The organism is Ralstonia sp. RRA (assembly GCF_037023145.1).
GTDB lineage: Bacteria > Pseudomonadota > Gammaproteobacteria > Burkholderiales > Burkholderiaceae > Ralstonia.
Map to the genome: position 1 here is coordinate 244,921 of NZ_CP146091.1, position 17,566 is coordinate 262,486.

Annotated in this window: 18 protein-coding genes and 2 pseudogenes; 8 read left to right on the forward strand and 12 right to left on the reverse strand. The window is 59.9% G+C overall.

Translation table 11 applies throughout. The features are described 5' to 3' along the window. Positions 1-71: 71 nt before the first annotated feature. Positions 72-1,280, forward strand: a complete 1,209-nt coding sequence (locus V6657_RS01190) for an FAD-binding oxidoreductase (RefSeq protein WP_248694797.1) — start codon at positions 72-74, stop codon at positions 1,278-1,280. A gap of 49 nt (positions 1,281-1,329) precedes the next feature. Here V6657_RS01190 and V6657_RS01195 read toward each other — a convergent pair whose 3' ends face one another. The 3 genes from V6657_RS01195 to V6657_RS01205 form a co-directional block, all read right to left on the reverse strand. Then, the gene (locus tag V6657_RS01195) at positions 1,330-2,067 is read right to left on the reverse strand and encodes a DUF2278 family protein (protein ID WP_048933325.1); all 738 of its coding nucleotides are present in this window, start codon (positions 2,065-2,067) and stop codon (positions 1,330-1,332) included. Positions 2,068-2,200: 133 nt separating this feature from the next. Beyond that, positions 2,201-2,752 carry a TlpA disulfide reductase family protein gene (locus tag V6657_RS01200; protein ID WP_048933326.1) on the reverse strand — a complete coding sequence of 184 codons (552 nt, stop codon included), beginning with the start codon at positions 2,750-2,752 and terminating at the stop codon, positions 2,201-2,203. 101 nt (positions 2,753-2,853) lie between these two features. Next, positions 2,854-3,369 carry an O-acetyl-ADP-ribose deacetylase gene (locus tag V6657_RS01205; RefSeq protein ID WP_048933327.1) on the reverse strand — a complete coding sequence of 172 codons (516 nt, stop codon included), beginning with the start codon at positions 3,367-3,369 and terminating at the stop codon, positions 2,854-2,856. Positions 3,370-3,513: 144 nt separating this feature from the next. Between V6657_RS01205 and V6657_RS01210 the strand changes: the two genes are divergently transcribed. After that, positions 3,514-4,020, forward strand: coding sequence for a hypothetical protein (locus V6657_RS01210; RefSeq protein WP_248694796.1), 507 nt, complete (start codon positions 3,514-3,516; stop codon positions 4,018-4,020). A gap of 76 nt (positions 4,021-4,096) precedes the next feature. On the opposite strand, the pseudogene V6657_RS01215 reads toward V6657_RS01210, so the two are convergent. Further along, a pseudogene (locus V6657_RS01215) lies at positions 4,097-4,240 on the reverse strand (MFS transporter); the annotation flags it as partial. 31 nt (positions 4,241-4,271) lie between these two features. Then, positions 4,272-4,820, reverse strand: coding sequence for an alpha/beta hydrolase (locus V6657_RS01220; RefSeq protein WP_048933330.1), 549 nt, complete (start codon positions 4,818-4,820; stop codon positions 4,272-4,274). A gap of 118 nt (positions 4,821-4,938) precedes the next feature. On the opposite strand from V6657_RS01220, the gene V6657_RS01225 reads away from it, so the two are divergent. Beyond that, positions 4,939-5,397, forward strand: coding sequence for an Lrp/AsnC family transcriptional regulator (locus tag V6657_RS01225; RefSeq protein WP_048933331.1), 459 nt, complete (start codon positions 4,939-4,941; stop codon positions 5,395-5,397). A 19-nt stretch (positions 5,398-5,416) separates the two neighbouring features. On the opposite strand, the gene V6657_RS01230 is transcribed toward V6657_RS01225, so the two are convergent. Further along, complete coding sequence (locus tag V6657_RS01230) at positions 5,417-6,244, reverse strand: SDR family oxidoreductase (protein ID WP_048933332.1); 828 nt, start codon at positions 6,242-6,244, stop codon at positions 5,417-5,419. Positions 6,245-6,347: 103 nt separating this feature from the next. On the opposite strand from V6657_RS01230, the gene V6657_RS01235 reads away from it, so the two are divergent. From V6657_RS01235 to V6657_RS01245, 3 genes are all read left to right on the forward strand, one after another. After that, a complete protein-coding gene (locus V6657_RS01235; RefSeq protein WP_048933333.1) occupies positions 6,348-6,722 on the forward strand; it encodes a heavy metal-responsive transcriptional regulator in 375 nt (124 codons plus the stop codon). A gap of 297 nt (positions 6,723-7,019) precedes the next feature. After that, entirely contained in the window at positions 7,020-7,673 is a 654-nt protein-coding gene (locus V6657_RS01240) for a LysE family transporter (protein ID WP_048933334.1), read from the forward strand. A 47-nt stretch (positions 7,674-7,720) separates the two neighbouring features. Beyond that, on the forward strand, positions 7,721-8,362 hold the full coding sequence (locus V6657_RS01245; RefSeq protein ID WP_048933335.1) for a LysE family transporter: 642 nt from the start codon (positions 7,721-7,723) through the stop codon (positions 8,360-8,362). Positions 8,363-8,365: 3 nt separating this feature from the next. Here V6657_RS01245 and V6657_RS01250 read toward each other — a convergent pair whose 3' ends face one another. Next, positions 8,366-9,793 (reverse strand): MFS transporter, encoded by a 1,428-nt coding sequence (locus V6657_RS01250; RefSeq protein WP_048933336.1) that lies wholly within the window; start codon positions 9,791-9,793, stop codon positions 8,366-8,368. Positions 9,794-9,955: 162 nt separating this feature from the next. Between V6657_RS01250 and V6657_RS01255 the strand changes: the two genes are divergently transcribed. Both V6657_RS01255 and V6657_RS01260 read left to right on the forward strand, forming a co-directional pair. Continuing rightward, positions 9,956-10,453 carry a MarR family transcriptional regulator gene (locus tag V6657_RS01255; RefSeq protein ID WP_048933337.1) on the forward strand — a complete coding sequence of 166 codons (498 nt, stop codon included), beginning with the start codon at positions 9,956-9,958 and terminating at the stop codon, positions 10,451-10,453. A gap of 461 nt (positions 10,454-10,914) precedes the next feature. Next, positions 10,915-12,055, forward strand: a pseudogene (locus tag V6657_RS01260) (IS3 family transposase). A 42-nt stretch (positions 12,056-12,097) separates the two neighbouring features. On the opposite strand, the gene V6657_RS01265 reads toward V6657_RS01260, so the two are convergent. From V6657_RS01265 to V6657_RS01285, 5 genes are all read right to left on the reverse strand, one after another. Then, the gene (locus V6657_RS01265) at positions 12,098-12,499 is read right to left on the reverse strand and encodes a hypothetical protein (protein ID WP_048933871.1); all 402 of its coding nucleotides are present in this window, start codon (positions 12,497-12,499) and stop codon (positions 12,098-12,100) included. A gap of 106 nt (positions 12,500-12,605) precedes the next feature. Then, positions 12,606-14,087 (reverse strand): YifB family Mg chelatase-like AAA ATPase, encoded by a 1,482-nt coding sequence (locus V6657_RS01270; protein WP_338754844.1) that lies wholly within the window; start codon positions 14,085-14,087, stop codon positions 12,606-12,608. Positions 14,088-14,563: 476 nt separating this feature from the next. After that, a complete protein-coding gene (locus V6657_RS01275; RefSeq protein WP_338754845.1) occupies positions 14,564-14,806 on the reverse strand; it encodes a hypothetical protein in 243 nt (80 codons plus the stop codon). Positions 14,807-14,895: 89 nt separating this feature from the next. Beyond that, positions 14,896-16,260 (reverse strand): hypothetical protein, encoded by a 1,365-nt coding sequence (locus V6657_RS01280; RefSeq protein ID WP_338754846.1) that lies wholly within the window; start codon positions 16,258-16,260, stop codon positions 14,896-14,898. Beyond that, positions 16,226-17,458, reverse strand: a complete 1,233-nt coding sequence (locus V6657_RS01285; RefSeq protein ID WP_338754847.1) for a zonular occludens toxin domain-containing protein — start codon at positions 17,456-17,458, stop codon at positions 16,226-16,228. The genes V6657_RS01280 and V6657_RS01285 overlap by 35 nt, the downstream gene beginning before the upstream one ends. Between the last annotated feature and the right edge of the window lie 108 nt (positions 17,459-17,566).

Consider the following 17,566-nt stretch of genomic DNA (forward strand, 5'->3'; position numbering starts at 1 on the left):
CAGCGGGTGACGTCTGTCAGGCAATCGTCCAGTGGCCGGGTCCAATCAGCATCGGGGGCGCACGCTATAGCATGGGCGGGCAGATTGCCGCCGAGCATAGCCTGCACCTGGACATGCGGCAGTTCAACCGTGTGGTGCGCTATGACGCAGCAGCCAAGGTGGTGCGCGTGCAGACGGGCATGCGCTGGCGCGATCTACAAACGGTGATCGATCCCGACGATCTGTCGGTGAAGATCATGCAGAGCTATGCCAACTTCACCGTCGGTGGCGCGCTGTCGGTGAACGCACACGGGCGCTACGTCGGCGCGGGTCCGGTAATCAACTCGGTGCGTGCGATTCAGCTGGCGCTTGCAGATGGCTCGCTGGTGGAGGCCTCACGCACGAGCAACGCAGATCTGTTCCATGCCGCAATCGGTGGCTATGGAGCGATCGGTGTCATCACTGAAGCAGAGCTGGATCTGGTGCCCAATGTGGTGATGGAGCGCCGTGTACATCGCATGCCTGTGAGTCGCTACCCAGTGTTCTTTCGGGAGCAGGTGCGGGGAGATCCGCACGTGGTCATGCACAACGCCGACCTGGCGCCGCCTCACTTCAATCAGGCGACTGCAGTCAGTTGGTTTTCGACCGACAAGCCGGTCACGGTCCAGGATCGGCTTGTCCCGCAGGGGCAGTCCTACAAGATCGATCAAGCGGTGATGTGGGGCGTTGCCAAGCTTCCCGGCGGTGATCTGGTTCGCAAGGACGTGGTCGATCCACTGCGCTATCTCAGTCATCCGGTGGTACGGCGCAATTACGAGGCCAGTCTCGATGTGGCGTCGCTTGGCCCGCTGGCGGCGGGAGGCAGTCTCTATGCGCTCCAGGAATATTTCATACCGGTAGCGCAGTTCGATGCGTTCGCGCCGCGCATCGCTGCAATCTTGCGCAACCATCACGTCCACGCGATCAATATCTCCATTCGCCATGCACCGGCCGATACGGGTTCGTGGTTGGCTTGGGCGCAAGAGGAGGTCTTTTCGTTTGTGTTGTACTACTGGCAAGGCATGTCCGCCGCAGACCAGAAGCGGGTCGGTATCTGGACGCGCGAACTGATCGATGCTGCCCTGGCATTGGGTGGAACGTACTACCTGCCGTATCAGTTGCACGCAACGCCGGCACAGTTCGCACGCGCGTATCCGAAGGCGTCGCAGTTGCTGGCACTCAAGGCACGCCTGGACCCAGAGAACCGGTTCCGCAACAAGCTGTGGGACAAATACGGCACAACCTCACAGCAGTTGAGTTGATTGCTGCAACAAGAGCGCCCGGCACCAACCGGGCGTTTTTCATGGGCACTCAGCCAAGAATCGGCTTGGCACCCAGCACCGGATACCCGCGCTCATCCGTCGGAACCCGCTGCGTCTGGAACGCAATGAACAGCGCCTGAAACTGGCCGTCGATCTCCACGATGACGGCGCCGTCCTGCTGCGTGCCGTTCTCGCGCGAATGGTCTTTCACGCCGGGCTGATGCACGACCGGGTTGCCCTGGTTCATGTGCGTCTCGTGCAGGCCGTTGTGCTGCGGCTCGAACAGGTAGCCGAAGCCGTAGACGGTCACGTCAGCGCGCGGCGGCCAGCCTTTGCGGCCGTCGTCGCCGGAGCTGCCGTGGTAGACGTAGTCGATCGGCGCGGCGGTGCGGTCGAGCGTGAGCATGGTGTCGACCAGCGCGTTGATGTCGTTGTGCTCGGTGGCGGTATCGAGCGCAATCGGCTGCATGTTCGGGAAGTCGACCATGCCCGTGTCGCGCACGTAATCGATGCGAGGGAAGCCGTCTTGATGCAGGCCCGGTTCCAGCGCGGCCAGGTCGGCTGTCATCGGCAGCTTGAAGTCCTGCGTCCACTGATAGAGCACGTGGTAGCCGGCCTCGCCCGCACCGGGCATGGTCGAGTCGGATTTCACGTTGGCGAGCACGACAAACTCCGCGCCGTCCGGCGTCTCCGCCACGATGGCGTAGTGCGGATTGCCGTTGTAGCCATCGAGGTAGGGCACGCCAAATTTCAGCTTGCCCTTGAACATGCAGTAGTGATTGGCCATGCGATTGCTCCCTCTTGCGGTGCGTTCATGGACTGCCATTGCAGCAGCACTGCGTGAACCTTCTGTGGAAGGCTCCGCGCTCGCAAACAAAAACGCCCGGCATCGACCGGGCGTTCTGATGGGGGGAGCGCGCTTAGGCCTGCTTGCCCAGCGTGTCCTTCAGGAGCGTATCGAACGAACTCCACTCCGGCTCGCCCACGTAGCGCTTGAGGATGCGGCCGTCACGGTCGACCAGGAAGGTGGTGGGGGTGAGTTGCACGTCGCCGAAAGCCTTGGCGGCAGACCCATCGGCGTCCATTGCCACCTTGAAGGGCAACTGGCGCGTCTGGCTGAAGTTCATCACGTACATCGGTGCGTCGTAGCTCATCGCCACGGCCACGTACTCCAGGCCCTGGCCCTTGTACTTGTTGTACGTCTGGATCATGTTGGGCATTTCCTTGACGCACGTGGTGCAACTCGTCGCCCAGAAGTTGACGAGGTAGACCTTGCCCTTCAAGTCTTGCGTGGACAGCTTCTGCCCATCGAGCAGCGTGAAGGTGGCGGTAGGCACCTGTTGCGACGGCGAGAACGCGCGCCAGCCGAACCAGCCGGCAACCGCCAGCACCAGCACGATGACGGGCAGCAGCCAGCGGCGGCCGGAAGCAGCAGCGGGCGTGGCAGCAGAGGAGGTCAGGGTCGAGGCCATATCGGCAACGGCTCCGGAAATGGGGAACAAATGTCTATTGTAGGCCCGTCGCGCCGAGCCCGCTGGCTGGCTGCGACATTCTGTCTATTGCGATTTCAGCTTCACTTTCCGCTGCCAAGCGCCGTTTCGTAAAGCAACAGATCCGTCGCGGAGAAGCAGCAGAAGGTGATCTCGTCGAGGCCGGTGCCGTGCTCGCGGGCCATGCGCACGGCAATCGGCGCGGCCAGGTGCGGCGGGAAACCGTACACGCCGGTGCTGATGCACGGAAACGCGATCGTGCGCACCCCGTGCTGCCGGGCGAGCGCCAGGCTGTTGCGATAGCAGGCGGCAAGCAGCGTCGCCTCGTCCTGGCGGCCGCCCCGCCAGATCGGCCCGACGGTGTGGATGACGTAGCGCGCGATCAGGCTGAAGCCCGGCGTGAGCTTGGCCTCCCCGGTGCGGCAGCCGTGGAGTGCGCGGCACGCCTCCAGCAATGCCGGCCCGGCGGCGCGGTGGATGGCGCCGTCCACGCCGCCGCCGCCCAGCAGCGAGCTGTTGGCGGCGTTGACAATGGCATCGCAGTCGAGTGCTGTGATGTCGCCGCGCAGGGCTCGCAGGGTGGTGGTCAGGGGAGGCATGGCGCTGTCCTTGGGGATGAGGCGGCGGTCTCTGTCCGATAATAGGCCGCTGGTGACCCGACAAAACAAGACGGAGGCGGCGTGGCAGTCACAACAACGGCAGGTTGGCGGATAGGTTTAGTCGCGGCGGCGTGTGCGCTACTGATGGCGTGCTCGCCTAAGTACGACTGGCGCACGGTGCGCTCTGACGAAGGCGCCTACACCGTCGACTATCCCGCCAAGCCCACCGCCGAGGCCCGCCCCATCGCCATCAACGGCCAGCGCCTGCCGATGACCATGCAGGCCGCCAGCATTGACGGCACGCTGTTCGCCATCGGCGTGGTGGTGTTGCCGGCGGATGATCCGGTCTGGCGCCAGCAAGCGGTGGATGCTCTGCGTGCAGGGCTGTCGGCCAACCTCCAGGGCAACGTGGCTGTGCGCGACATCGCCGTGAAGACAGCTGCACAACCGCCGCTGTCCTTGCCAGCCGTGGAGCTTGTTGCCCAGGGCGCGGGCGGTGACGACCCCGCGCCGCGCCGCCTGACCGCCCGCGTGGTCGCCACGGGCAAGCACGCCTATCAGGCGGTCGTGCTGGAATCCGGTGACGCCGCACGGGATGCTCGGCAGCAGGAGCAGGTCGAGCAATTTCTCGCCAGCTTCCATCCTTACTAGAGCTGTGCTCTAGAAATTAAGACGTCCGGCGAATCAGCAGATCCTGATCTCGATCAGGCAGTCGATGTTGACCGCGCGGCAACGTTGCCAGCGCCGGGTTCGGTGCCAGCATGTTGCCGATGATGGCGCCGGTCGTATAGACGTCCGTCGAGTTGGCGCCGGCCAGGGCTTGCGCGGTGGCCAGACGCAGAACGTGAGGATTGCGTCTTGAACTGAACATCAGACAAGAGATTCGCTTGCGAGATTGCCTGTCAGGCTAGTGCGCTCGCATCAAAATGCCGCAGAAGCTGGTATCCCTCAGCCCAGTCATCCAGTTGACTCGCGGCATTCAAATGTCCGCGTGCTCCGACGTCGAGAAATTCGCTGCCCCATGCACTGGCGCAGGACGTTGCATAACTGATCGCCGCATAGGGATCGTTGTTGCTGGCAACCACGATGCTGCGAAATGGCAATGTTGCTGACGGTACGGGCGAGAACCCGATGCACGAGGCGCTGGGAAAGGCCGATGCCGATGGGTCTGGAGCAGCGACGAGCAGCGCACCGCGAATTGGGGCCGCGTGACGCGCGGCCCAATGCACAACCGCGAGGCACCCGAGACTATGCGCGACGATGATCGTATCGGGACCAAGCGCCGCCACGTCACGATCGATTGCCGCCACCCATTCGTCGCAGACGGCGTGATCCCAGTCTTCGACCTTCATGCGACGCCAGTGTCCTGGCTTCGCAGCCTCCCAGATGCTCTGCCAGTGCGTTGCTCCGGAATTGCCGTAACCGGGCACGATCAGAACGCGTTGACTCATGTTTAGCCTCCTTGAATGAGTGTCCAGTGTAAAAGCCGATGGTCTCTGTCAGAATGGCCGAACAAATGAAATCGTTGCTCACTGGCTTCGATTGCACGGAATTGAAGGGTCTATACGAATGAAACCAAAGGCGGTGGAGCTGGATCGACTCGACTGGCGCATTCTCGAGGCGCTACAAGCGCATGCGCGCATGACGAATACCGAGCTGGGAAAACAGATCGGACTGTCGCAACCAGCGGTGACTGCCCGCATCAAAAGACTGGAGGAGCAAGGCGTCATCGAGGGATATGGGGCGCGGATCAATCCGGGTCTCGTTGGGCGTGGCATCGCAGCGATCGTGCGGATCCGCACCACCCATGCTCAGATCAAGCAGTGCCTGAGCGCCTTCGAAGCGATGCCTGAAATCGTCGAGGCGCACCGGATCACCGGCGAGGATTGCTTCTTCGTCCGCATCGTGGTCGAAGAGATGGCACAACTCGAAGTGGCAATCGATGCGCTGGCCAGATTCGGACCGGTCACGACCTCGGTCGTGCTGGCGAGCTATCCACCGAAAACGATCCGCGGCCCTCAACCTTGACCGGCCACCCGGCCGTGCTCTACGCGCTGGCATCCCCTGCCTGTAGTTCCCGAGCGCCTCTCGGTCGAAGGATTTTCTCAACCAGGCGCGCCGACATCTCGCGGCTCAACAGCCTTTGCAAATTGGCAAGCAGCCGATTCTGCGTCCCGACAATCCGATAGCTTCGATTGCGATCCAGCGCCCACAACGCGTCTTGCACCACGCGCGCGACAGGCATCGGCGTGCCGACCGCCGCTTCCTTTGCGCCAACGACATCAAAGAAGCCGGTTTGCGTCGCACCCGGACATAGCGCGAGAACCCGAATGCCGCGATGCCGGTTCTCGGCCCAAACCGCTTCCGAAAATGACAAAAGAAAGGCCTTGGTTGCGCCGTAGATCGCCATGTAGGGATCGGGCTGAAATGCAGCTGTTGACGCGACGTTAATGACGGCGCCATCGGATCGCGCCTGCATCCCCGGCAGCAGAAGATGGGTCAGCTCGATCGCTGCCATGCAGTTCACCAGCACTTCATCGCGTTGGCGCACCCACGGAATCGTCTCGAAGCGTCCGTAAGCCGCAAAGCCCGCGTTGTTGATGAGGACATCGACGACCGTGCCGGTCGCTTTGAGAAGATGCGCCACAGTCGGGACGGCGTCCGTTGCGCTCAGGTCAACCGTCAGGAAATCAGCGTCGCAGGCGTAGTCGCGGCGCAATTCAGCGGTCAGATCGTGCAGCTTGTCGCGAGCGCGTGCAACCAGCAGGAGTTTCGCGCCACGTTTGGCTAACGCGTAGGCGAACTCGCGCCCGATACCTGACGATGCTCCCGTGATGAGTGCCGTTTTTCCGCGAAAATCGAAACTGTCTTTCATGGCCTGCTGATGAAGTGGAAAGTGGGCCGGACTGTAAACCGTTGACTAAAGGCAACGGTCAAGCCCTAATGACGGTCCACAACATTGGGTAGGAAGAGGCAGCATGCGCATCGGCGAACTATGCAAGCGGGCGGGCGTTTCGCGCGATACCGTGCGCTATTACGAGCGGACGGGGTTGCTGGACAAAGCAGCACAACCTCACGCGACGAATACTTACAAGCGCTATTCCGAAGTCTCGCTACAGCGGATACGGCTGATCATCCACGCGAAAGCATTGGGTTTCACCCTCGCAGAAATCAGCGACGTCATTCATGTCTGGGACAGTCCGACGTTCGCTGTTGAGCAAAAGGTTGCATGTTTGCAAGCCAAGCTCGCAGAACTCGATGAAAAGAGCCGGGCGCTGACCACGCTGCGCGCGGGGCTGTTGAATGCGCTGGCCAAAGTCGGCAGCGATTGCGTCGAAGGACATGTCGCGTGATGAGGCGCTGTCGGTGATATGTACAAAGCGGAGCGTTGGTTCCTGTCTTAGCGAGCTACCGTGTCTGCTCTCAGGAAATCCATGCGGTATGGCCGCAGGTGCGCCATCTGCGTTGCAAGACGCGGGTTGCCATCGATGCGCTCGTAGCCCAGATCCCAGCGATGATGCATCCGCGAGCAGTTGACGATCCAATCTAGGCGGGGTGCTCAAACAATTAGGCCCAAGCGCGCTGGCCGCAGGCGGTGCACAATCGTCGTCTTCCGCCGCACCTCACACATCACATCACGGGGAACCATCATGACGTTGCAAGTCTGGCTCGCCTTCTTTCTGGCTGCCTGGGTGATCGCTATTTCGCCGGGCTCGGGCGCGATCCTGTGCATGAGCCACGGGCTCACACATGGCGTGCGCCGCACGTCGGTCACGATTGCCGGGCTGGAACTTGGCATCGTGGTGATTCTGTTCATTGCGGGTGCCGGGCTGGGCGCGTTGCTGATCGCGTCAGAACATGCCTTTACGGCCATCAAGATCGTCGGCGCGATGTACCTGATCTATCTGGGCATCGTGCAGTGGCGCACACCCATCCAGATCGCCAAGCCGGCCGAAGGCGAACCCCACAATGCGTCACCTCGGGTGTCGGGCAGCAGTGCTCGCCGCCGCTTCCTGGTCGGGCTGCTCACCAACCTGACGAACCCCAAGGGCATCCTGTTCATGGTGGCCGTGTTGCCGCAGTTCATTGATCCGGCCAAGCCGCTGCTGTCGCAACTCGGCATCCTGGCGGCAACGATGGTGTTCGTCGACCTGATCGTCATGCACGGTTATGCGTTGCTGGCCTCGCGTGCGCAACGCCTGTTCCGCAACCCGCGTGCGCTGCGCTGGCAGAGCCGTTTCTTCGGCGGCATGCTGATGAGCATCGGCGCCGCGCTGTTCTTCGTGAAGCGTCAGACCAACTGATCGGCGGGGCGCCGCATCGCCCCTGCATTCCCGCAAAGGAGCCTCTCATGACATTTCAGGTCTGGCTGGCGTTCTTCGTTGCAACAACCGTGACGGCCATCGCACCCGGGTCGGGCGTGATCCTGTGCATGAGCCACGGGTTGACGCACGGTATGCGCCGTACATCGGTGACGATCGTGGGGATGGAGATCGGGATGACCGCGATCCTGTTCATTGCGGGTGCGGGGCTCGGTGCAGTGCTGGTGGCATCCGAGCACGCCTTTATGGCGGTCAAGATCGTCGGTGCGCTGTACCTGATCTATTTGGGCGTTATGCAGTGGCGCTCGCCCATCCGGATCGGCCAGGCCGCTGAAGGTGAGGCCGGACAGGCGTCGGGCAGCAGCGCGCGCCGCCGCTTCCTGACCGGGTTGCTGACCAACCTGACGAACCCGAAGGGCATCGTGTTTATGGCGGCCGTGCTGCCGCAGTTCATTGACCCCGCCCGGCCGCTGCTACAGCAACTCTGTATCCTGGCGGCAACGATGGTGTGCATCGACCTGGTGGTTCTGCACGGTTATGCGTTGCTGGCCGAGCGTGCGCAGCGCGTGTTCCGCAATCCGCGCGCCTTGCGTTGGCAGCGCCGCGTGTTCGGCGGCACGCTGATGAGCCTGGGCGCGGCGCTGTTCTTCATGAAGCGACAGACTGCCTGACGATTAACGTGGCTGCGGGGCTGGCCGCGCGTCGAGCCCCGTGCGCGCAATCACCAGCGCCCCCACCGGCGCCACTGCAAACAGCAGGAACAGCCAGCGCGATGCAGCGCCCAGATCCGGAGCCGGGCCCGCCGCGCCCAGCGTGTTGAGCACCACGCCGCCCAACGCCGCTCCCAATGCCGTCGCCACCAGTTGCACCGTCACGATCGACGCCGATGCACGGTCATGGTCTTCCGCCGGTGCCGCGGTCATGATGCGGTTGCACAGATGCGGCCACACAACGCCCACACCCAACCCCACCAGCGTCAGCGCGACGATGATCAGCGCAGTCACCCACGCATCGCCCGCGCCCATCGGCACCAGAAATGCCAGTACCAGCAGACCCAGCGCACATGCCCACGGCGCCAGGCGGATCACGCGCGTGACCGACGCCTCGCGCAACGCGGCGCTCAGGATGGCCCCCAGCGTCCAGCCGGCCGAGGCCGTTGCCGCGATGTAGCCGGCTATCAGCGGGCTCTGCCCGTGCAGCCGCTGCAGGAACAGCGGCACGAAGATCTCCGTGCAGGTGACGGTGACGGCCAGCAGCGCAGACACGCCATACAGTGCGGCGAGCGCAGTGCGGCCCGTGTAGGCATCGGCGGGCAGGATGCGGCGGGATGAGTGCATCTCTACGCGTCGGATCGCCAGCAGCGTGATGCCCGCTGCGATCAACCCGAGCGCGCCAAGCCACGGCGTGTCACTCACGCTGGCCCACGAAGCGGCCACCACGGCCACCGCCAGGAGCACGAGCTGACGTGCCGGCACGGGCGTCGGATGTTCCGTCTGGGTGGCCGCCGGTTTCAGCACGACCATCGCGGCGGCGGCCGCCAGCGCGATCAGCACGACCAGCGACCAGAACGCCAGCCGCCACGTCGCGTACTGCGCAAAGATGCCGCCGACCGCCGGCCCGAGCAGCGTCGCAATGCCCCACATGCCCGAGAGCAGCGCCAGCGCGCGCGGCCACAGGGGTTCGGGCAGTACGCTGCGCATCAACACATACGGCGCCGACAGCAGCACGCCGCCGCCCAGCCCCTGCAGTACGCGGCCGACCAGCAGCACGGGCATGGCTGGCGCCAGCGCACACAACGCCGAGCCGCCACCGAACACCGCCGCACCCAGCAGGTACGCACCGCGAGGCCCGATGTGCTGGATCACCTGCGCGGCCACCGCCGCCCCGGTAATCGACGCGACGATGAACAGCGTTGTATTCCACGCATAGAAGGCCACGCCGCCAATGTCGTCGACCACGCTCGGCAGGATCGTCGTGGTCAGGTAGAGGTTGATGGCGTGCAGCGCCACGCCGGCGGCCAGCACCAGCACGCGCAGCGCATTGGCACCGCGAAACAGATCGAGCCACGAGGCATCGTCTGCGGTGATCGAGGTTGAACTCATCTTGGGCTCCAGCAAGGGAATGAGGGATACCTGCAAGACGCGTCAGCCGGGTCGGCTGTGACAGTCGGCTTGCGTTGCATCGCTCGGTATCGCACTATCTTGACGTCAAGATAAAAACGAGTTGTCTCGACGTCAAGATAACCACCGCTGGAGGAAGGGAGAATGGACCGCGCTGCACAGGCTGTCGAACAATGGAATCGCGAGCGCCCAGACCTGGATGTCGGCTCGATGCTGCTACTCGGGCGCCTGGGCGAGGCGGCGCTCGTCATCGCGCGTGAACGGCTGAACCCGCTCTTCGCGGACTTCGGCCTGCAACCCGGCGAGTTCGACGTGCTCGCCACCCTGCGCCGCAGCGGCGCGCCGTATGCGCTCACGCCTACCGCGCTGTACGACGCGACGATGATGTCTTCGGGCGGCATGACCAATCGCATCGATCGCCTGCAGCAGGCTGGCTGGGTTGAGCGCCGCCCCAATCCGGAAGATGGCCGCGGCACGCTCGTTGCGCTCACCAAGGCGGGGTTTGCGTTGATCGACAAGGCGGTCAGCGCGCATGTGGAGAACCAGCGTGCCGTGCTCTCGGTGCTGACGGACGCCGAGCAGCGGCAGTTGGCGAAGCTGCTGGCCAAGCTGATCGACGGCCAGCGCGCGGACGAGCGTTAGTCCGCCTTCACCCCACGCCGATACTGGATCGCCTCACCCACATGCACGGCATCGATCTGCGGATGCGCGTAGCGGGCTGCCCCCTCGCACGCATCCGTCCCATCAGTGCATTTTTAGTTACAGCACCAGAACGTCCCGAGCAAATGCCTCAACGCAGCCATTTGCGGCTTGATCTAGGTACTTCTTGAGCAGCGTCGCTTGATTGTCGAGTAGCTGGTCTTTCGAGGGGGGATTGTTGTCGTCGCCTTGGACGCCACTGCACATACTTTCCGCAAGAATTTGCTTTGACGACGTTTCAATGAGTCTCAGGCGAGCAGCATATGTGACCCGGTAGTGCGCCCAATCGGTTGGGTAGTAAGAGAACATCCATTGAAGGGTTGTTGACCCTACACCAAGAAACAGTACAGCTGAGAAGTAGAGAATCCGGCATGATTTTCATGATTTGAAATGGAAGACATGCCATGAAGACGAGCAAGTTCACTGAGGCGCAGATAGCGTTCGCGCTCAAGCAAGCGGAACTGGGTACGAAGGTCGAGGAGGTGTGTCGCAAGCTGGGCATCAGCGAGGCGACCTTCTACAACTGGAAGAAGAAGTACGGGGGCGTCGGCCCTTCGGAGCTGCGCCGGATGCGGCAGCTCGAGGAGGAGAATGCGAAGCTCAAGCGGCTGGTGGCGGACCTGAGCCTGGATAAGGCCATGCTGCAGGACGTGCTCTCAAAAAAGCTCTGAAGCCTTCCCGCAAGCGCACGCTGATTGACGAGTTGCGTGACCGCTATCGTGTGAGCCTGACTAAGGCTTGCGCGTTGTTCCACATGTCACGCTCGCTGTATGGGTATCGGTCGGTTGCTCGGGACTCGTCGGCATTGCTTGCACGCATCAAAGAGATAGCGGCCACACGCGTGCACTACGGCTATCGCCGGGTGCACGTGATGCTGCAGCGGGAAGGCTGGAAAGACAATCACAAACGTGTTTATCGCTTGTACCGGGCCGAAGGTCTGTCGCTGCGGCATAAGCGTCCCAAGCGCAACAAGTCGGCGCGGCTACGCCAGCCCAAGAGCATCGTCACGGCTATCAACGAAATCTGGAGCATGGACTTTGTATCCGATGCCTTGTTTGATGGTCGGCGCCTGCGCGCGTTGACCGTGGTGGACAACTACACCAGAGAAAGCTTGGCCATCGAAGTCGGCCAAAGCCTGAAGGGGAAGACGTTGTGCGAGTGCTTGACGAAGTGGTTGCCGAGCGCGGCGCGCCTCAGACCATCAAGGTGGACAATGGCAGCGAATTCATCTCGAAGGCGATGGACCGGTGGGCATACGAGCACGGCGTGGAACTCGACTTCAGCCGGCCAGGCACGCCGACCGACAATGCCAAGGTGGAAAGCTTCAACGGGCGGTTCCGGCAGGAATGCCTGAACGAGCACTGGTTCTTGTCCTTGGACGATGCTCGGAGCAAAATCGCCGACTGGCGGAGGTACTACAACGAGAGCCGTCCCCACTCCGCACTGCAGTGGGCGACACCCGCCGAATTCGCCCGTCAGGCAAGGAAAAACACCTCGGCGGACGAATCAACGACGCCGGAAATTTCCACTTCTGGACGGTACTAATTCCGGTGTAGGGTCACTAATTCCGGTGTAGGGTCAGTAGGGTCAGGTGCCTACATCAAGCAAAAATTTCGAGTCTGGATATGTAGTCACAAGGGTTTCGACCTTGTCGTCCTCTGCCGTCTTGTTGGTGTCGTCAACTAAACGCATGCCGTGAGCGGCAACCAGTTTCTCTGCGAGATGTTGTCCAATTTTTCTTGCCGGATCTTGGATATCGTTTTCTTTGATGATGCTATTGCCTGCGGCAACCATGGCAACTCCGCCAATGGCACCAAACATGGCTTTGCCGGCAGTCATGGCCGTGAAGCTTGGCGTCGAATACGTTGTCACCGAGAGGCTCTCTCCTTGCAACTTTTGGGAGACGTCGTTCGTTAGTGGGACGTGCTGTACCGTCGTGCATGCAGTGGTCGCAAGTACTGAAAAGGCGATAACTAATTTCTTGAGCATAAATTCTAAAGATATTCTGTGGAGACCTTGGCCCACAAAGGGGATGGGACGTATCAGGGTGTTAATGGGGTGATTCGTTTTTCTCCTGTGAAAGTTGAGTACTGCATCAATCCGCCTTCACCCCACGCCGATACTGGATCGCCTCACCCACGTGTACCGCATCGATCTGCTCATCGCCTGCCAAATCTGCGATGGTGCGGGCGAGCTTGAGCACGCGTGCATAGGCGCGGGCAGACCAAGAGAAGCGCGTCATCGCGTGGCGCAGCAGGCCATCGGCGGCATCCGTGCGGGCGCAGTGCAGATCGATCTCGTGGCCGGCCAGCAGCGTATTGCGCTTGCCCTGGCGCTTGAGTTGCCGCGCATGCGCAGCGGACACGCGCTCGGCCACGTTGACCGTAGGCTCGCCCGGCGGTCCGTCCAGCAGTTCTTCCTGCGAGGGCGTCGGCACTTCGATTTGCACATCGATGCGATCGAGCAGCGGACCGGAGATGCGTGCCTGGTAGCGCTCCACCTGGTCTGGCGTGCAGCGGCACGCGCGCAGCGGATGGCCGCGATAGCCGCAGGGGCACGGGTTCATGGCGGCAATCAACTGGAAGCTGGCGGGGAAGTCGGTCTGGTGCGCGGCGCGCGAGATGGTGATGTGGCCGGTCTCCAGCGGCTCGCGCAGGACCTCGAGAACACGGCGCTCGAACTCGGGGAGTTCGTCCAAAAATAGAACGCCTTGGTGCGCCAGCGAGATCTCGCCTGGCCTCGGCGTATTGCCGCCGCCGACCATCGCCACCGCCGATGCGGTGTGATGCGGCGCCCGGAACGGCCGCACCTTCCAGCGCTTGGCATCAAAGCCACGCGTGGTCAGGCTCATCACAGCGGCGGCTGAGAGCGCTTCGTCATCGCTCATGTCCGGCAGCAGGCCGGGAAAGCGTTGCGCCAGCATCGATTTGCCGGTGCCAGGCGGCCCGATCATCAGCATCGAATGGCCGCCCGCAGCCGCCACTTCCAACGCACGCCGCGCCTGCGGCTGGCCGCGCACGTCCGACAGATCTGGATAGCGGATGTCCGCATCGACCGGCGCAGGTAGCGCGGGCACAAGTTTGCGGTCGGGCGCGCTAAGGTGATCGCATACCTCGATGAGCGTACGCGCAGGCAGCACCTTGGTACCGCTGACGAGCGCAGCTTCGGCTGCGTTCTCGGTGGGCAGCACGAAAGCGCGTGTGAGCGGCGCTTCGCCATCTGCGGATGCGGGGTTGCGCGACAGCGCATACGCCATCGCCAGCGCACCGCGGATCGGCCGCAGATCGCCCGAGAGCGATAACTCGCCTGCAAACTCGTGCGCATCCAGATGTGTGTGCGGAATCTGCCGGCTCGCCGCGAGGATGCCCAGCGCAATCGCCAAATCAAATCGCCCGGATTCCTTCGGCAAATCCGCTGGCGCCAGATTGACGGTGATGCGCCGCGCCGGAAACTCGAAGCGGCTGTTCTGGATGGCCGCGCGCACACGGTCCTTGCTCTCCTTCACCTCGGTGTCGGGCAACCCGACGATGGTGCTAGTCTTGTTGTTAGTACTGACAGTGTACCAGAGCCGGTGCAATTACGACACAACGAAAGAACGCCCCGCAGGGCGGGGCGTATGCAATGGGGGAAAGGTTAGGACTATCTACGAAGAAAAACCCCCTTCGGATTGCGCCGAAGGGGGAATAAGTATTAGTCAGGTATCACGCGGGTAAGTTGCAGTATCTCCAGTAGTGCTCGATGCTTCGGGCTACCGTGACGGAAGCTGTACAAGTCCGTGTCTGCTTTAGTCCAGCGTGTAGCGTTGCGCGTGTAAGAGACTGCGAAAAAGGAATCATCAGCAAAGCGCGCATAGATACGACCGTGCCGAACTCGACCACTCCAGAAAGGGAGAATAGTTAGCGTGAACGTGTCAGGGGCGGTATGCAGTGCATAACGGGTATCGGAAACAGAAAGGATAGACATAGTAGCTCCAAGTTAGTTAAGAGGCGTAAGCTCCTGCTTACTTAACCTATAGCTACAAGTTTTATACAAAGCCAGCGATAGGCCAGTTCGTTAAATCTTTTCGTACTTGTAGACGCTCTTGCGTCCTTCCGACTTGTATTCGACGCGGCGATACCTTACACCGTCATCACTATCATCGCTGCCTGCCTTGCCGCCGCCGATAGCCCGTTCGATTTCAGCGATACCCAACGCGATAGCAGCGAGAAAGCACGAAGCGGCCCCCGCTAGAAGCACGGTAGGGATAATTTTCACTACAACAACGTGTATAGCGTTGAGCAAAAGTGTTAAGTCCATTGTTTAACTCCAAAAACAGGTATAGCGACAACAGACAACAAAAAGCAAGCCACTTTTTTAATCAAAAAAGGTGGCTTGCGGTAAGGGGATTACTGACGCTCTACTTGTAGTAGTACAACAATGTCCGTCCGGCTTTTGTCGGTGCTATTACCCAACTTGAAAGAAAACCAAGGGAGGCGGGAAGCGGTGCCCGTATCGCTATCAGAAGTTAGACCGCCCAAAAGTACCCAATCGCCCGAACTCATAGAAAGCGTAGTAGATAGGGTACGTTTGGTCAGCGTTGGAGTATTGTTTACTCCAGTCGTTGTCTCAATCGCGCCGCTGATTTCCTGCTCGACTTGTACTGTAATGTCATCGTCGGCGATAGTCGGCGTAATGTTAAGAATCGTACCGATATCTTGATATTGCACGCTCTGTTGAGTAGTGCCGCCCGACAATGTTTGAATACTGCCCAACGTCGGGATAGACGAACCAACTTTCAGCACGGCTTTAGTGCCAGTATTAGCGTACAAGCTCGGAGCGGTCTTAATGTTAAATCGCGTATCAGTAGATAGAGCGGAAAGCACGGCGCTAGTACTGCCGGAGCTGAACGTAAGCGAATTAGTAAGGGGGGCCCCGCCTGTCAAACTAACACCCAGCTTGCTATGAAGCACACTAGAAACTAGGCCAATGGCGGAGGCGTCCTTATTGTCTGTGCCTACTTCAAGAATGAAAGCCCGAACGATAGCACGGGGTACAGGTGTATCCACTTGCTGAAGTAAACCCTTCAGCCGGTCAATATCTTTCTGTGTACCGTGGAACACAAAAGCGTCTAAGTCGTTGCGCGTCATTTGAGAATATGCGCTAGTACCATTATCCACGGGCTTTCCTTGTTGCGCGCTCGGTGTTACTGTCGCTGTAGTCGGGGTATTAGTACCCGCATTAGCCCCGGCTGTGCCGGGTGCCGGAGAAGCTGGATTATGGTTTGTTTGTGCTCGTTGGAAAGTAAAGTTACCTTTAGGAAACAAAGGAAGCAACATCGAGCTGATGTAATTCAAATCGCGGTATTTCAAGCGATAGATAAAGTCTGTTTCGTCGGGCTTTTCTTCCTTCGTCGGTGCGGTCTTCGTTACATAGTAATAAGACGGTTTGCGAATAAGAGAATAGCCCCGCTCTGCTAATACATCACGTAGCAAGGATTCAGAGCCTGCCTTACCCAGAGTGGAACGGCTAAAGCCTACCCGGTCAGTACCATTAATAAAGTCATCAGAAAATACGAAATCGACTTTCAAAACGTCTTGCAGAATTTGACGAGCAAACTCAACAATAGATAGCCCGTAAGGTACAGAAATATCTAACGTGGCAACTGGAGACGGCATAGCCGGCACGATAGGCGGCAATACTGGCGCGGTAGTAGCGAAAGCGGCAAAGCTCAATACATTAGTGAGCAAAAATGTTAGACTTTTTTTCATCATTCTTTTCTTTCAATTGAGGGATAGCAGCAACGGGACCGGTCCAATAAGAGATAACGGAGCCGTGCCATTTGATAGTGGGTGCTAGTCCAGTTTGGATATATTCAAAGTCAGAGACATAGCGAATTCGGTTATCTTTGTCGGAGAGAATCGCAAAGGTATAACCTTGTTGTTTATAGAATCCAGTAAGACGGAATAGCGTAGATTCACCGGCTGTCGGGTCGGCAGAGGGTACGGGGGCGGGCAGGGGCGGCGTAATGGCCTTTGGTTGCGCTAAACCAGCCACACCAGAGATAGCGGCGGGCTTGGTCTTTAGAGGCGTTCCAATAATGTCCGCGCCGCTAAAAAAGAAGTGATACATATAGTAAGCACCCCAGACCAACGCGACAAAAGATAGAGGAATCCAAAACTTAAATAGCGGTAATCCCCAAAACTTCACATTCCAAATAGTTGGCGTGTTATTACTAGCTTCAAAGCCGTTCGTACCTTCAAATGATTTGTACAAGCTAAAGATACGGGGGTTTAGAGTTTCTTCGACTCCATCGTAATAGTCGCCGCGCTTAATATCAGTCAGGCCAATAGCGCCCTCATAATAATCAAGACGAAACTTCTTCTGTTTGTACTTGCCGGCGCTTAGCATACGACGTGCGACGTATGTAAATTGCGCATTACCCGAAACCTCGCGTTGCAAGTGCCCCGGCTGTTGCGCGATAAAGTACAAGTCCATCGAATAGCCACGCGCGTCTACATAGTGCCGATGCTTAAGAATCAGCATAATAGTGCGCTCGGGTACTTTCATACCGCTTCCGAAGTAGCGCCGGGCTTCGTCAACAGTGATAACGTCGCCGGGTTGCGTAATTGACGACGCGGGAAAGTCGGGGCTATACCAAAAGTCAGGCTTCTTAACGTCTTCTTCGTCAACGTTGAGAATCAGCGCTTTAAAGTCATAGTCGCCGGTTGCGGTACTCTGCTCGCGCATAAGCTTTAATAGCCTGCGCTCGGTGTGGTCCAGCGCGTCCGTCTTATCAGAAGACGTAGCGCGACCCGGCAACGCGTTTAGATAGCCGTTGATTGCGGCGGCGTCAATACCGTTTATGTTACTTACCCAGCGTCGGCCAGCGGCCAGCGCGAATAGCCCTACGAAGAAAACAGTAGAGTAAGTTTTACCGTCCCCGGGTTTTCCAAAGATGTTAATTTGCATAGTTAGCGCACCTCCATCGCGCTAACTACGTATAGCAACTTACTTAAACAAGCGACGAACTATGAAAACTGTAACTCGGGCATTAAACAGTGTCGCTAAGCCGTAGGG